Annotated in this window: 13 protein-coding genes and 4 tRNA genes; 15 read left to right on the top strand and 2 right to left on the bottom strand. The window is 36.0% G+C overall.

Translation table 11 applies throughout. The annotated features are described in order from the left end of the window. Nucleotides 1-122: 122 nt before the first annotated feature. The 14 genes from NST14_RS27820 to NST14_RS27755 all read left to right on the top strand — a co-directional run bounded on the left by NST14_RS27820 (nt 123) and on the right by NST14_RS27755 (nt 10,827). Nucleotides 123-1,412, top strand: coding sequence for an adenylosuccinate synthase (locus tag NST14_RS27820; protein ID WP_000100224.1), 1,290 nt, complete (start codon nt 123-125; stop codon nt 1,410-1,412). 140 nt (nt 1,413-1,552) lie between these two features. After that, nucleotides 1,553-1,628 (top strand) — tRNA-Lys (locus NST14_RS27815). Nucleotides 1,629-1,641: 13 nt separating this feature from the next. Beyond that, nucleotides 1,642-1,713 (top strand) — tRNA-Glu (locus tag NST14_RS27810). A 21-nt stretch (nt 1,714-1,734) separates the two neighbouring features. Further along, nucleotides 1,735-1,810: transfer RNA gene (locus NST14_RS27805), tRNA-Asp, on the top strand. A gap of 41 nt (nt 1,811-1,851) precedes the next feature. Further along, a tRNA-Phe gene (locus NST14_RS27800) sits at nt 1,852-1,924 on the top strand. A gap of 404 nt (nt 1,925-2,328) precedes the next feature. Further along, the gene (gene walR / locus NST14_RS27795) at nt 2,329-3,036 is read left to right on the top strand and encodes a cell wall metabolism DNA-binding response regulator WalR (protein WP_000971872.1); all 708 of its coding nucleotides are present in this window, start codon (nt 2,329-2,331) and stop codon (nt 3,034-3,036) included. 3 nt (nt 3,037-3,039) lie between these two features. Beyond that, nucleotides 3,040-4,881, top strand: a complete 1,842-nt coding sequence (walK, locus tag NST14_RS27790; RefSeq protein WP_000755380.1) for a cell wall metabolism sensor histidine kinase WalK — start codon at nt 3,040-3,042, stop codon at nt 4,879-4,881. After that, nucleotides 4,878-6,194 carry a YycH family regulatory protein gene (locus tag NST14_RS27785; RefSeq protein ID WP_000061586.1) on the top strand — a complete coding sequence of 439 codons (1,317 nt, stop codon included), beginning with the start codon at nt 4,878-4,880 and terminating at the stop codon, nt 6,192-6,194. The genes walK and NST14_RS27785 overlap by 4 nt, the downstream gene beginning before the upstream one ends. Beyond that, complete coding sequence (locus NST14_RS27780; RefSeq protein ID WP_000383723.1) at nt 6,175-7,017, top strand: two-component system regulatory protein YycI; 843 nt, start codon at nt 6,175-6,177, stop codon at nt 7,015-7,017. Before NST14_RS27785 ends, NST14_RS27780 begins: the two co-directional genes overlap by 20 nt. Continuing rightward, nucleotides 7,001-7,795, top strand: coding sequence for an MBL fold metallo-hydrolase (locus NST14_RS27775; protein WP_000522836.1), 795 nt, complete (start codon nt 7,001-7,003; stop codon nt 7,793-7,795). Before NST14_RS27780 ends, NST14_RS27775 begins: the two co-directional genes overlap by 17 nt. A gap of 63 nt (nt 7,796-7,858) precedes the next feature. After that, nucleotides 7,859-9,034, top strand: coding sequence for a S1C family serine protease (locus NST14_RS27770; protein WP_000008039.1), 1,176 nt, complete (start codon nt 7,859-7,861; stop codon nt 9,032-9,034). A gap of 53 nt (nt 9,035-9,087) precedes the next feature. Next, nucleotides 9,088-9,273, top strand: coding sequence for a CxxH/CxxC protein (locus NST14_RS27765; protein ID WP_001052827.1), 186 nt, complete (start codon nt 9,088-9,090; stop codon nt 9,271-9,273). Between the two features lie 59 nt (nt 9,274-9,332). After that, the gene (gene rlmH / locus NST14_RS27760) at nt 9,333-9,812 is read left to right on the top strand and encodes a 23S rRNA (pseudouridine(1915)-N(3))-methyltransferase RlmH (RefSeq protein ID WP_001027003.1); all 480 of its coding nucleotides are present in this window, start codon (nt 9,333-9,335) and stop codon (nt 9,810-9,812) included. Between the two features lie 136 nt (nt 9,813-9,948). Further along, nucleotides 9,949-10,827, top strand: coding sequence for a radical SAM/SPASM domain-containing protein (locus tag NST14_RS27755; RefSeq protein ID WP_000713636.1), 879 nt, complete (start codon nt 9,949-9,951; stop codon nt 10,825-10,827). 186 nt (nt 10,828-11,013) lie between these two features. Here the strand turns inward: NST14_RS27755 and pepF are convergent, their stop codons facing one another. Beyond that, nucleotides 11,014-12,831: an oligoendopeptidase F gene (gene pepF, locus NST14_RS27750; protein ID WP_000655850.1), complete on the bottom strand. Its 1,818-nt coding sequence runs from the start codon at nt 12,829-12,831 to the stop codon at nt 11,014-11,016. Between the two features lie 134 nt (nt 12,832-12,965). Beyond that, on the bottom strand, nt 12,966-13,949 hold the full coding sequence (gene guaC / locus NST14_RS27745) for a GMP reductase (protein ID WP_000432434.1): 984 nt from the start codon (nt 13,947-13,949) through the stop codon (nt 12,966-12,968). Nucleotides 13,950-14,425: 476 nt separating this feature from the next. Here guaC and NST14_RS27740 point away from each other — a divergent pair, with 476 nt between their 5' ends. After that, complete coding sequence (locus NST14_RS27740) at nt 14,426-15,871, top strand: DEAD/DEAH box helicase (protein ID WP_001290603.1); 1,446 nt, start codon at nt 14,426-14,428, stop codon at nt 15,869-15,871. The last annotated feature ends 25 nt before the right edge of the window (nt 15,872-15,896 follow it).

Here is a 15,896-nt window from a genome sequence, read left to right as displayed (position 1 = left end):
TCTTACGAACGAAAAAGTTTTTTGATAAAAAAATGTTCGCTTTTTGGTTGACTTCTTTTTCGGTTTTGGTACAATTATATTGTTTGAATAGATCGTTTGAAAATTGCGGAGGTGCTTTAATAATGTCTTCAGTAGTAGTTGTAGGAACACAATGGGGCGACGAAGGAAAAGGTAAAATCACTGATTTTCTTTCTGAGCATGCGGAAGTAGTTGCAAGATATCAAGGTGGAAATAACGCAGGACATACAATTGTTTTTGGCGGAGTTAAATATAAATTACACTTAATTCCATCTGGTATTTTCTATAAAGAGAAAATTTGTGTAATCGGAAACGGCTTAGTAGTAGATCCGAAAGCATTACTTGAAGAGTTAAAATACTTACACGATCGTGGTGTAAGTACTGATAATTTACGCGTAAGTAACCGTGCGCACGTTATTTTGCCTTATCACTTAAAACAAGATGAGTTAGAAGAAGCAAGTAAAGGTGATAACAAAATCGGTACAACGAAAAAAGGTATCGGTCCTGCATACATGGACAAAGCTGCTCGTATTGGTATTCGTATGGCTGATCTTTTAGACCGTGAAGCATTTAAAGAGAAGCTTGAGCGCAATTTAGCACAAAAAAATCGTTTGTTTGAAAAAATGTACGATACAGAAGGTTTCAGTGTAGAAGAAATCTTCGAAGAGTACTTCGAGTACGGACAACAAATCGCGCAATATGTGTGTGATACGTCTGTTGTATTAAATGATGCATTAGATAATAATCACCGTGTATTATTTGAAGGTGCACAAGGTGTTATGCTTGATATCGACCACGGTACGTATCCGTTCGTTACATCTTCTAACCCAATTGCTGGTGGTGTAACAGTTGGAACTGGAGTTGGCCCTGCAAAAGTTACTCGCGTTGTAGGTGTATGTAAAGCATATACAAGCCGCGTAGGTGATGGTCCATTCCCTACTGAGCTTCATGATGAAATTGGTCATCAAATTCGTGAAGTTGGTCGTGAGTATGGAACGACAACTGGTCGTCCACGCCGCGTAGGTTGGTTTGATAGCGTTGTTGTAAGACATGCGCGTCGTGTTAGTGGTTTAACAGATTTATCATTAAACTCTATCGACGTTCTAACTGGTATTCCAACTCTTAAAATTTGTGTTGCTTACAAATACAATGGCGAAGTTATCGATGAAGTTCCAGCAAACTTAAACATTTTAGCGAAATGTGAGCCTGTATACGAAGAGCTTCCAGGTTGGACAGAAGATATTACTGGTGTAAGATCATTAGACGAACTTCCTGAGAATGCAAGAAAATACGTAGAACGTGTTTCTGAGTTAACAGGAATTCAATTATCTATGTTCTCAGTTGGACCAGATCGTAATCAAACGAATATCGTTCGTAACGTATACGAAGCTTAATTGATATTTTTAAGGAAAAACTCATGTCCGCATGAGTTTTTTCTTGTTTTTTATAAAAAATAAAAAAAGGTATTGCAAAAAATAAATAAAACATGTTATGATACATCTTGTCGTCACGAAAATATGACGTTGGTGAGTATGAGCCATTAGCTCAGTTGGTAGAGCATCTGACTTTTAATCAGAGGGTCGAAGGTTCGAGTCCTTCATGGCTCACCATTTTATTTTTCGTGGCCCGTTGGTCAAGTGGTTAAGACACCGCCCTTTCACGGCGGTAACACGGGTTCGAATCCCGTACGGGTCATGTTTTTTTATGTTCATTTTTGGTCCCGTGGTGTAGTGGTTAACATGCCTGCCTGTCACGCAGGAGATCGCCGGTTCGACCCCGGTCGGGACCGCCACTTTTGTTTATACCACCATTAGTGGTTTTATATATAGTTTTGGCTCGGTAGCTCAGTCGGTAGAGCAGAGGACTGAAAATCCTCGTGTCGGCGGTTCGATTCCGTCCCGAGCCACTCTCAGGATATTAAGTGGGCCCACTTAATATCCTTTTTATTTGTGTAATTTTACAAAATTGAGTAGTTATTTTAAAATAGAATGAGGAGCCTCTAGCAGTTGAAGCTAGAGGTTTTTCTATAGATCGTATAGGATTCCGTGTAAAAGTGGATCATACATGAGTCTGTGAGAATAGAGGAGAAAGTACTTAAGCAAAAGATGCGGTCATATAGGGACATACTATGTAGACATCAATGTGTTTAGGGATATTGACCATATTTTTACCCCCGCTATTTAATGGGCAGTAAGGCCTCCACCTTAAAATTCAGCGAAAGCAAAGAAGCTAGGTGGAGGGAGGGCTGCCCGTGAAAGCCCAATTGGTGAGGGTTGATTAAAGCTTCACTTTATAAGGAGGAAATAAACGATGATGGGAAAGAAAATTTTAGTAGTTGATGATGAAAAGCCGATTGCAGATATTTTGAAGTTCAACCTAGAAAAAGAAGGTTTTGAAATTGTAATGGCGCACGATGGTGATGAAGCAATTGAAAAAGCGACTGAAGAACAGCCAGATATGGTTTTATTAGATATTATGCTACCAGGTAAGGATGGCTTAGAGGTTTGCCGTGAAATACGTAAAAGCTCAGAAATGCCGATTATTATGCTTACAGCGAAGGATTCTGAAATTGATAAAGTATTAGGACTTGAGCTTGGCGCAGATGATTATGTAACGAAGCCATTTAGTACGAGGGAATTACTTGCTCGCGTGAAGGCGAATTTACGTCGTCATCAGCAAGGTGGTGCGGCAGAAAAAGAAGAAAATACGGAAATGGTTATTGGACCAATTGTTATCAATCCAAATGCGTATAGTGTAACGAAACGTGAGGAAAATATTGAGCTTACACACCGTGAATTTGAGCTATTACATTATTTAGCAAAACATTTAGGACAAGTTATGACACGCGAACATTTATTGCAAACAGTTTGGGGTTATGACTATTTTGGAGATGTACGTACAGTGGATGTAACAGTACGTCGTCTGCGTGAAAAAATTGAAGATAATCCAAGTCATCCTACATTAATTGTCACTAGACGTGGAGTAGGGTATTACTTGCGTGACCCAGAGCAGGAATAGTATATGAAGAAAGTCGGTTTTTTTCAATCTATTCATTTAAAATTTGTACTCATATATATGCTATTAATATTGATAGCTATGCAAGTTATTGGGGTATATTTCGTAAGAGAGTTAGAAAAGAGTCTTGTACAAGGTTTTAGAGATTCTTTAACGCAACAAACGAACTTATTATCGTATAACTTGAAACAAGAGTTTAAAAAAAGTTATACAAAAGCAGAGACAGAATCAACAGGTGAAACGATTAAAACTTCCATTCGAAAATTTGCCTCTGATCGAAAGAAGGATATTCAAGAGGTAAGTGTATTTGATGCGAATAGAAAGCTGCTCGCTATTTCAGATGAGTCAAAGCAAAACAAGGTAAATAGAACGTCAACTGATATAGCTGTTCAGCGGGTATTGGTACAAAAAAAACCAGAAGTAAAAATTGAGAAGGATGGTCGTACAGGTCATCGTGTACAAGTTATGATTACTCCTATTATGGATGATAATAACAAAGATGCACTTGGTGCTATTTACGTTGTTGCATCCATGGAAGATGTTTATAAGCAGATGAAGGATATTAATCAAATCTTTGCGACCGGAACCGTTATTGCATTACTCGTAACAGCTGTACTTGGAATTTTGTTAGCTCAAACGATTACGAGACCAATCTCTGATATGCGAAGACAAGCAATTGAAATGGCAAAAGGAAACTATTCAAGAAAAGTAAAAGTGCATAGCCATGATGAAATTGGACAATTAGCATTATCTTTCAATAATTTATCAAAAAAATTACAACAAGCTCGTTCTTCAACAGAAAGTGAAAGACGTAAATTGTCATCCGTATTATCACATATGACAGATGGAGTAATTGCTACTGACCGAAAAGGGGACATTATTTTATTAAATGATCCTGCGGAAAAGATGCTAAATGTTTCGCGTGAAACGGCGCTCGATCAATCTGTTTTAGAAGTATTGGGAATACAAGAAGAATTTACGCTCGATCATTTATACGAAGAGCCGGATTCTGTTTTATTAGATTTTAGTACGAGAAATGAGCCATATATTTTACGCGCTAGTTTCTCTGTTATTCAAAAAGAGACAGGGAAAGCAAATGGTTTAATTGCCGTATTATATGATGTGACTGAGCAGGAGCGTATAGAAAGAGAACGCCGCGAGTTTGTAGCAAACGTCTCTCATGAATTAAGAACGCCATTAACGACAATGCGCAGTTACTTAGAGGCACTTACAGACGGTGCGTGGCAAGATCCAAATATTGCACCACAGTTTTTAACAGTTACACAAGAAGAAACAGAAAGAATGATTAGGCTTGTAAATGCGTTATTGCAACTATCTAAACTCGATAGTACAGAACATCGTTTAATGAAAGAATGGGTCGACTTTACTGACTTCTTTAATAACATTATTGATCGTTTTGAAATGTCTAAAGAGCAAAACGTAAGCTTCAAACGATCTTTCTCTAAAAAATCTCGATTTATTGATATGGATACGGATAAAATTACGCAAGTATTGTATAACATTATTTCGAATGCATTAAAGTATTCACCAGAAGGTGGAACAGTAACATATCGTTTACGTGATCGCGGAGAATTATTGGAGATTAGTGTAAGTGATCAAGGAATGGGTATTCCGAAAGAAAACGTCGATAAAATCTTTGAACGTTTTTATCGCGTAGATAAAGCACGTTCAAGACAAATGGGCGGTACAGGACTTGGATTAGCAATTGCGAAAGAAATGATTGAGGCACATGGTGGCTCGATTTGGGCAAAGAGTGAGGAAGGAAAAGGGACAACGATTTATTTCACATTGCCTATGGCAGCAGATGAAGAGGACGAATGGGAATGAGTATGGAGAATGTTAAAACGATAGTTTTAATTAATTTAGTTGTAATTAGTCTATTTCTTACTTTTAACTTATGGACGTATGTGCCAGATTCCACATCTATGCAAAACGCAAAATTTGTACAGGGGAATGAGGGAAATACTCAAACGAAAATCGCTGATGTTGTCCGCCCTACTTCTATCATTGTGCATAAAGATAAAAATCATTACGGGAGCAAAAGAGAGGGAGATATAGAATCAATCTATAGAACTTTGGAAGCAGGGGAATTACATGAGTTCAAAGAGATATCGATTGCTAAGGCTGACTTTCTTTCTTATGTGCATGGTGAAGGGAAAATTGAACTTATTTTCCCTACCAACATCCCATTTGATGCAGTTAAATCTATGTTTAGTATGAAAGAAAAGAGTATAGATAAGCCTAAACACTTTAATCGAATTATTCTTGACCCTTCTAGAAGTAGGGATCAAGAAATTAAAATTAATTTTGTTTCCGATGGTGATAACTCTAGAATATATGAAGCAAAATTAAGTGGTGTGTATTTAAAAGATATTGTAAATGCACAAAATCAATTTATAGTATCAGCGAAACCTTATTTTGACTATCAAATTAATGATATGAAAAAGCTATTTTTACCAGATGGAACGACAGAATTAAGTAATATAACATATATTTCATCTAATTTGGCGGTTGATACATTTAAGAATGCTCTTTTTAGTGACCCACGTTATTTAAGCCCTATTATCGAGGGATCGAAAGAAATATTTACAGATGGTATTAGGTCTATGGAGATTGAAAATGATCAGCATATGCTAAAGTATAAAAATTCTTCTGTTTTAAGTGAGAAAAAGCCAGATAATTTAATGCTTTTACAAAAAAGTTTTGATTTTGTAAATGGTCACAGTGGGAGTTTGGATTCATATCGTTTGGACTATATGAATAAAGGACAGACAGTATTCCGCTTACAGGAAGATGGATATCCCGTATTCAATACTGATGGATTAGCTGAATTGAGACAAGTATGGGGATCAGAAGAAGTAATGGAATATGAAAGACCGTTGCTTTCTTTAAATACGAAAGGTATAGAGCAGAAGGTTACTCTTCCGTCAGGTCATGTTGTAATAGCATCCTTAGAAAATAATGCCGCGGTAGATAAAAGATCCATTAAAGACATTGGGATTGGATACAAATTATCACTAGATGGGCAAGTAGCGCGACTACAGCCAATTTGGTATGTAAAGTTTGTTGAAGATGAAGCTGGCAAACAAAAAATATATGAGTGGAATGAGGGGGGACTAAATGGATTGGGATCGGATTAAAACCATATTTATTGTGACCTTTTTTGTTTTGGACCTCTTTCTCATTTTTCAATTCATTCAAAAGCAAGATAGTAATCAATTGGAGCTTATTGCAGAAACAAAGATAGATCAAGAATTAAAAGCAAACAAAATTACTATGGGTAATTTCCCTAAAGAACCGAAAAAAGAGTCATTTATTAGGGCTGAAAACAAGGCATTTAAAGAAGAAGACATACAGTCTTTAAAAAATCAAACGGCGCATATACAAAATATGTACAAGATAGAAAGTAAGCTAAAAGAGCCCTTTTTAAATACAAAATCGTTATCAAAAGATAAGTATAATGATTTTTTGAAGAACTATGTATTGGATGGACAAAAGTATGAGTTTGGAGCGATGAAAGATTCTAAAATTTACTTCTTCCAAAAATATAAAGATAAGCCTATTTTCTATAACGATCAGGCGATGATTGTTGTGGAATTAAATGAAAAAAATGAACTTGTGTCGTACACGCAGACGATGTTAACAGATTTAAAAGAAATGGGCGAAAGTGAAAAAACGAAACAGCAAGAAATTATTACTGCCCAAACCGCTTTAGAAAATCTGTATTTAAAAAATAAAATTCATGGGAATACACATGTAAAAGAAGCGCAAATTGGTTATGCCAACCTTACCGCATCTACTTCTAATAACCAAGTACTTGCTCCAACGTGGAACTTAAAGACGGAGCAGAAGCAGGACTTCTTTGTAAATGCAATTGAAGGACAAGTTATGGAATTAGGGGAAAAGGAAAATCAAGTGGTTGATGAACATACTGGAGTGAGAAAGAATGGGTTTGCATTTTAGCGTACTTGCAAGTGGAAGTACAGGGAATATGCTATATGTAGGAACAGATGAAAAGAAGTTACTTGTCGATGCAGGTTTAAGTGGTAAAGCAACAGAGGCTTTATTTAAACAGGCAGAATTAAATATAAATGATGTATCGGGTATTCTTGTAACACATGAACATAGTGACCATATTAAAGGCTTAGGTGTATTGGCACGTAAATATGATTTACCTGTTTATGCAAATGAGAAAACATGGAATGCAATGGAACACTTAATAGGAAATATCCCAACTGAGCAAAAGTTTATTTTCTCAGTTGGGGATGTGAAAACATTTGGTGATATTGAGGTCGAGTCATTTGGGGTGTCTCATGATGCGGCAGAGCCGATGTTCTATGCTTTTCATAACAATAATAGAAAATTAGCCCTTATTACAGATACAGGGTACGTGAGTGACCGTATGAAAGGTGTTATTAAGGGAGCTAATGCTTTCGTATTTGAAAGTAATCATGACGTAGAAATGCTTCGTATGGGACGTTATCCATGGAGTATTAAACGACGTATTTTAAGTGATGTGGGGCACGTTTGTAATGAAGATGCTGCATTAGCAATGGCGGATGTAATTACAGATGAGACAAAACATATTTATTTAGCCCATTTAAGTTTAGATAATAACATGAAAGAACTAGCGCGTATGTCAGTATCACAAGTATTAGAGGAAAAGGGATTTGGAGTGGGCGAAGCCTTTGAAATTCACGATACAGATCCAAAAATGCCGACAAAAATTCAATACGTATAATTCTTCATTTTAGTAAACAATAAAGGTGAATATAGTTGTTTTCAGGAAGATAGGTGAACAAATATGTCCTTTATTGATGAAGAAAATTATCGTATGAAACGTGCAAGAAAAAAGAAGCATAAAGGTATTGTTATTTCTAGCATAGCAGGAACAATTGTAGGAGCTTCTTTATTTGCATTTGGAGCTCCTTTATTTTCAAATGATACGGACGCGTTTCCGCAAGCTGAAGCAAGTGGAAGTAATATGGCGGAAGCTCAAGGCATTAAACAAATTAGTTTTGTGGATGCTGTTGATCGTGCGTCTGAAGCTGTTGTTGGAGTTATTAATATTCAACGAGATAATTTTTCAGAGGCAGATTCAGAAGCAGGTACGGGATCAGGTGTAATTTATAAGAAGACAGATGGTCAAGCTTACATTGTAACGAATAATCATGTTGTTGCTGGAGCAAATCGTATTGAAGTAAGTTTAAGTGATGGTAAGAAGGTTCCTGGAAAGGTATTAGGAACCGATGTGGTCACAGATTTGGCTGTACTAGAAATAGATGCAAAGCATGTGAAAAAAGTAATTGAGATTGGCGATTCTAATACTGTTCGTAGAGGAGAACCAGTCATTGCGATTGGAAACCCGCTCGGGCTCCAATTTTCTGGAACCGTCACACAAGGTATTATCTCGGCTAATGAGCGTATTGTCCCTGTAGATTTAGATCAAGATGGACATTATGATTGGCAAGTAGAAGTATTGCAAACAGACGCAGCAATTAATCCGGGTAATAGTGGTGGTGCGCTTGTAAACGCAGCAGGTCAATTAATTGGTATTAACTCAATGAAAATTGCGGCAAAAGAAGTAGAAGGAATTGGGCTAGCTATTCCTGTTACTAGAGCTGTTCCAATTATGAATGAATTAGAGAAGTACGGAAAAGTAAGAAGACCGTATGTTGGAATTGAACTGAGATCATTAAATGAAATTCCAAACTACTATTGGTCAAAAACATTGCATTTACCAGGCAATGTAACAGAGGGAGTTTGCATTTTAGATGTGAAAAGCCCTTCGCCAGGTACAGATGCTGGTTTGCGAGAACACGATGTGATTGTAGCAGTAGATGGGAAACCAGTTCGCGATATTATCGGATTCCGTACGGCCTTATATGATAAAAAAATTAATGATAAAATGACTCTTACGTTTTATCGTGGTACAAAACGAGCAACAACAACGGTTAAACTAGGCATTCAAAAGTATTAAAAACAGGAGGGCCTACCTCCTGTTTTCTATTGTAGAAAAGTGAGGTGAAGAATATGAACTTACCTTGTTGTTTAGAACATGTTGAATTAGCTTTAGATATTATTGTGGATGAGTGTGAAGTCGCGCCAGTTATTAACAATGTGGATAACTCAGAAAAAGAGAAAAAAACATGTGAATTTTGTCAAAATGAGGCGACATATGTTGTATCGAACACAGATTCTCACACAATATGTGGGTAACGATTGTGGATATGTGGATAAGTTATGTGGATAACATGTTTGTAAGGTGGGGAATACGTGTGAATATCTCGATTATTTCAATTGGGAAATTAAAAGAAAAATATTTAAAACAAGGTATAGCAGAATACTTAAAACGATTATCTGCATACGCAAAAGTAGAAGTAATTGAATTGCCAGATGAAAAGGCACCAGAAAATTTAAGTGAAGCAGAAATGTTAATTGTAAAAGAAAAAGAAGGTATACGTATACTAGATAAAATTTCTGATGATACGCATGTCATTGCGTTAGCGATAGAAGGAAAGCAAAAATCATCAGAAGAATTTGCAGTAAGCTTAGATCGTCTTGCTACATATGGGAAGAGTAAAGTTGCCTTTGTAATTGGCGGATCACTTGGACTAAGTTCAGAAGTAATGAAGCGTTCAAATGAATCTCTTTCTTTTTCAAAGATGACGTTACCACATCAATTAATGCGATTAGTATTGCTTGAGCAAGTGTATAGGGCGTTTCGAATTAATCGTGGAGAACCGTATCATAAATAGTAATAGTACATTCAAACGGCTACAGATGTGGCCGTTTTCTATATTTCCTAAAATAAGTATGTTTCTATTTCTAAAAAAGTATGCTGTAATATGAAGAGGAAAAAGTATAAGTAGTCATAGAAGTGAGGAGTTAAAGGTGAAGAAGTTTAAGAAATTTTACTTGGAGATTACGAGTGTATGTAATCTTGCGTGCAGCTTTTGTCCGCCGACGGAAAGACAGAAGCAATTCATTTCTGTGGAGGATTTTGCGAAAAGGTTAGACCAAATTAAACCACACACAGACTACATTTATTTGCACGTGAAGGGTGAGCCGTTGCTGCATCCAAAAATAGATCAATTGTTAGATTTAAGCCATGAAAAAGGGTTTAAAGTTAATATTACAACGAACGGAACGTTAATTAATAAGAGAAGGCATAGATTGTTAAATAAGCCTGCTTTAAGACAAATGAATTTTTCACTGCATAGTTTTGATGGGCACCCAGGTTCACAAGACAAAGAGGGGTATGTAAGAAGTATACTTTCCTTCATTAGAGAGGCGACAAGTCAATCGGATTTAATCGTTTCACTTAGATTATGGAACTTAACGCAGGATAATAAAACAAATGCTGAAATCCAGAAGAATAGAGAGTTATTATCTATCATTGAAAATGAGTTTAATTTATCTTATCAAATTGAAGAGAAGCTTACACCAGGAAAAGGTATAAAAATTGCGGAACGTGTCTTTATTAATCAAGACTATGAATTCCAGTGGCCAGCATTGCATGAAGAAGAGGATGATGGAAAAGGATTCTGTCATGGGCTTCGAAATCAAGCTGGTATTTTAGCGAACGGAACGGTTATTCCTTGTTGTTTAGATGGTGAAGGGATTATTAACCTTGGAAATATTAATAATGATTCATTCTCTAACATTATAGAAGGCGAAAGAGCAACAAACATTGTTGATGGATTTTCCAGAAGAGTTGCAGTTGAAGAGCTATGTAGAAAATGTGGATACCGTAAAAGATTTGGAAAGTAAACATGAAATAAGCCCTCATAAAGCGAGGGCTTATTTTTTATCCCGCTATTTGCCGGGCAGTAAGATTCCTACCTCAAAATTCAGCGGAAGCAAAGAAGTTAGGTAGGGAATCAACTGTCCGTAAAAGCCCGATTGGTGAGGGCTAATAATCAGTGGGGGATGGCCCCCACTGATTAAAGTTTCACTTTATTCTTGATAAGAGCGCTCTAATTCATCAATTAAGGAACCAACGTAAGAAACAGCTCTGCGGATTGTATCTGGTTTTGACATATCGACTCCAGCATGTTTCATTAATTCCAGTGGTTTCATCGTACCACCAGCGCGAAGTACATCTAACCAGCGATCAACAGCAGGTTGTCCTTCTTCTTTAATCATTTGAGCCACCGCAGTAGATGCAGTGAGGCCTGCGGAATACGTGTAAGAATATAAGCCCATATAATAATGAGGTTGACGCATCCAAGTTAATCCAGCACCTTCATCAATTTTTACGGAATCTCCCCAGAATGTTGAAAGTACATTTGCTTTTATTTCAGTTAAAGTTGTAGCTGTAAGTGCTCCACCTTCTTCTGCTAGGCTGTATACTCTTCTTTGATATTCTCCCTCAAGTAAGTGAGTAACAAAGTTATGATAATATGTGCCGAGTAGTTGCAGGATCACCCATCTACGCATTCTCTTATCGTCATTCGTCGCTAATAAATGCTGGGCTAATAGTAATTCATTCATTGTAGATGGTGCTTCAACGAAGTACATAGATGGACGTACATTCATAATACGCTGGTTTTTATTTGCTAAATAAAAATGACCAGCATGCCCAAATTCATGAGCCAATGTGAAACAGCCGCGCATCGTATTTTGCCATGTAATTAAAATGTACGGATGAGAACCATATGGACTTGAACAAAATGCTCCAGTTGACTTGCCTACATTATCTGCAAGATCGACCCATCTTTCTTTGAATCCTTTTTCGATAATGGAACTATATTCATCCCCGAGTACTTGTAAAGAGTCTTGAATAAGTTTTCCAGCTTCTTCGTAAGTAATTGTCGGATTAAATTCGGGATCTAAAGGTGCGTGTAAGTCGCAGAACAGCATTTCATCGAGTCCTAATACTTTCTTTTTTAAATCTGCAAAACGGCGCATATGAGGCGCCAATTCTTTATAAATAATATCGAGTTGATTGTTATACATTTCAAGTGGAACTTTTTGAGGTTCCAAAAGCATATGAGTAACAGATTCAAATTTGCGTAAGCGAGAGAGTGTTACTTGTTTTTTTACTTCAGTCGCATATGTTGTTGCCACTGTATTCTTATATCGTTTCAAGGTGGAAACAAATGATGAGTATGCTTTCCTACGTATGTCTGCGCTTGGAGAAAACTCATATTTGCTTTCAAATAATGCAAACGACACAGGGAGTTCATTTCCTTGTTCATCTTGTATGGAGTTAAAATCCATATCGGCTAATTTAGTCATACCGTAAATTTTGTATGGAGAACTATGTACTTCGCCAAGTGCAGCAAGTGCTTCTTCAGTTTCAGGAGAGAGCGTGTGCGGCCTTTTTTGTAATATGTCTAGTAATGATTTACGGAAAGGTTCAAGTTTTGTTTCTTCCGTTAAATATTTTTCAATTGTGCCTTCTTCTAATGAGAGAATTTCATTATGAATAAAGGATAGCGCCGTATGTACTTTCGTCCATAAAGCGGCAATTTTGGAAGAGTTCGCTTGAATAACTGGATTTGTACGATCAGTAGATTCTTTTAAATTTGCATATGAATATAGTTTTGTTAACTTCATTAAAAGCTCTTCTTCTAAAAGTAGGCAATGTAATAAGGTGGTAGGGCTATTGTGTAATTGTCCTTTAAACGCATCAAGTTTTTTTATATCATCTGTTAATACACGTAATGCAGTTTCCCACTCTTTATCAGATTCGTATAAATCAGAGAGGTCCCATGTTAATTCAGTAGGAACTTCTGCACGAATATAGCGTTTCTCAATTACATCTTTCATATATTATATCCCCCTTATTATAAGTATCTAAAAATATGATACTAGAAAATTCAGTAAAATGAAAATATTTTACATTTCTATATATGAAAAAGGACAAGCATAAAACTGCTTGTCCTTCGAGTTAAGTTTAAAAATTAATATACTTTATCACCGTTGAAAATAGAGTTTTTTACGACTACATAATCTACAGTACGAATGGAGTCTAATTTTGTTCCACCAGCGTAAGAGATAGAAGATTGAAGATCTTGTTCCATTTCGATTAAAGTGTCTTCTAAAGAACCTTTATGCTCAACGAACATTTTCTTACCTTCAACGTTTTTCTTCTCACCTTTTTGGAATTCAGAAGCTGAACCGAAGTACTCTTTATAAAGTTTGCCGTCTTTTTCGATTGTTTCCCCTGGAGACTCTTCATGACCAGCGAATAGAGAACCGATCATAACCATAGTCGCCCCAAATCGAATAGATTTAGCTACGTCGCCATGTGTACGAATACCACCGTCAGCGATAATTGGTTTACTTGCAGCTTTTGCACACCAGCGAAGTGCAGCTAGTTGCCAACCACCAGTTCCAAAGCCTGTTTTAATTTTAGTAATACAAACTTTACCAGGTCCAATACCAACTTTTGTTGCGTCAGCACCAGCGTTTTCTAATTCTCTTACCGCTTCTGGAGTTCCAACGTTTCCAGCGATAACGAAGCTTTCTGGTAAATGCTTTTTAATATGTTGAATCATGTTGATTACAGCATTAGAATGTCCATGCGCGATATCAATCGTGATGTATTCAGGCGTAAGGTGCTCAGCAGCTAATTGTTGTACGAATTCATACTCGTCTTCTTTTACACCAACGCTAATAGAAGCGATTAATCCACGTGATTGCATATCTCTGATGAATGAGATTCGTTTCTCTGGTTGGAAACGATGCATGATATAGAAGTAATTATTTTCAGCTAAATACGTTGCAATTCTTTCATCAATAATCGTTTGCATATTTGCAGGTACGACAGGTAATTTAAATTTATGTTTTCCTAAAGTGACAGTTGTATCACATTCAGAGCGGCTATTTACAATACATTTTGCAGGAATTAATTGAATATCTTCATAGTCGAATACGTTTTCCATCATTTACACCCCTAAAATACGAATATTTTATTTTTATTAATTAAAAATGTTCGTCTATATGATAATTTACATTGTTTTCATTAAAAAGTCAAAGGATTTCTTAACGTTTTTTTAAAAAGTAGATTTTATATGTAAAAAACAACGTTAAAAACGAATTTAAAATGTTTTTTGTTTTATATTGTTCGTCTATAAAAAGGTTGAAAAATTAAGATAATTATACAAGGATGTATGTATTCTTTTTATTTTTTTTGAGTGGATGTAGGATTCTATGAAAAGGTTAATGCTAATAATACGAGCAAAAGATGTTATCAAGTAGTTGAACAATATATGAAATGATAAGGTTTATTTCTATGTAAAAAGATGAATCTGGCATAATCCATCTTTTTATGTGAGGTTTCAAGTATAATAAGTAGGGCGATAGTAACGTATACAAAAGATAAAAAAGAAAATAATACAGAATAAAATGAGGTTAATATATGAGTGAAAAAGGGTTTTTTGAGTATAAATTAAGTAAAGAAATTGTAAGGGCACTTACTGGGTTAGGGTATGATCATCCAACAGAAGTACAAGGTAAGGTTATTCCAGTCGCATTACAAAAGAAGGATCTTGTTGTGAAGTCCCAGACGGGAAGTGGAAAAACAGCTTCATTTGGTATTCCACTTTGTGAAATGGTGGAGTGGGCAGAGAATAAACCACAAGCATTAGTTTTAACACCAACGAGAGAGCTTGCGGTACAGGTGAAAGAAGATATTACAAACATAGGGCGATTCAAAAGAATTAAAGCCGCCGCAATTTATGGTAAATCCCCATTTGCACGTCAAAAATTAGAGTTAAAGCAAAAGACGCATATTGTAGTAGGGACTCCAGGGCGTGTATTGGATCATATTGAAAAAGGGACCCTTTCTTTAGAGCGATTAAAATATTTAGTGATTGATGAAGCGGATGAAATGCTAAACATGGGCTTTATCGATCAAGTAGAGGCAATTATTGATGAATTACCTACAAATAGAATGACAATGCTATTTTCAGCAACTTTACCGGAAGATGTTGAAAGGTTATCACGTACATATATGAATGCACCAACTCATATTGAAATTAAAGCGGCTGGGATTACGACGGATAAAATTGAACATACTCTTTTTGAAGCGATAGAAGACGAGAAGCTTTCACTACTTAAAGATGTAACAACGATTGAGAATCCTGATAGCTGTATTATTTTCTGCCGTACACAAGAAAATGTAGATCATGTATATAGACAATTAAAACGAGCTAACTATCCTTGTGACAAAATACATGGTGGTATGGTACAAGAAGATCGTTTTGAAGTCATGGATGATTTTAGAAAAGGAAAATTTCGTTATTTAGTAGCAACAGACGTGGCTGCGAGGGGAATTGATATTGATAATATTACACATGTTATTAATTATGATATTCCACTTGAAAAAGAAAGCTATGTACATCGTACTGGAAGAACGGGACGAGCTGGAAATAGTGGAAAAGCTATTACATTTATAACACCATATGAAAATAGATTTTTAGAAGAGATTGAGGAGTATATTGGCTTTGAAATTCCAAAGGCAATTGGACCTTCAAAAGAAGAAGTTATGAAAGGGAAAGCTGCATTTGAAGAAAAGATACATGCTAAACCAATTATAAAGAAAGATAAAAATGCAGACATCAACAAAGGCATTATGAAGCTTTACTTTAATGGCGGGAAGAAAAAGAAAATTAGGGCGGTAGATTTCGTCGGTACAATCGCTAAAATTAAAGGTATTACAGCAGAAGATATAGGCATTATTACGATACAAGATAATGTTTCTTACGTTGAAATATTAAATGGAAAAGGACCACTTGTCTTGAAAGTCATGAAGACTACAACGATTAAAGGGAAACAACTAAAAGTTCATGAAGCAATTAAGTAAATAAAAACTATCCACTTTAATAGGT

The organism is Bacillus sp. FSL W8-0519, assembly GCF_038005585.1.
In the GTDB taxonomy this organism is placed as follows: Bacteria; Bacillota; Bacilli; order Bacillales; family Bacillaceae_G; genus Bacillus_A; species Bacillus_A paranthracis.
The sequence above is the reverse complement of the archived record's forward strand: the minus strand, read 5'-3'. Positions and strand labels throughout refer to the sequence as shown.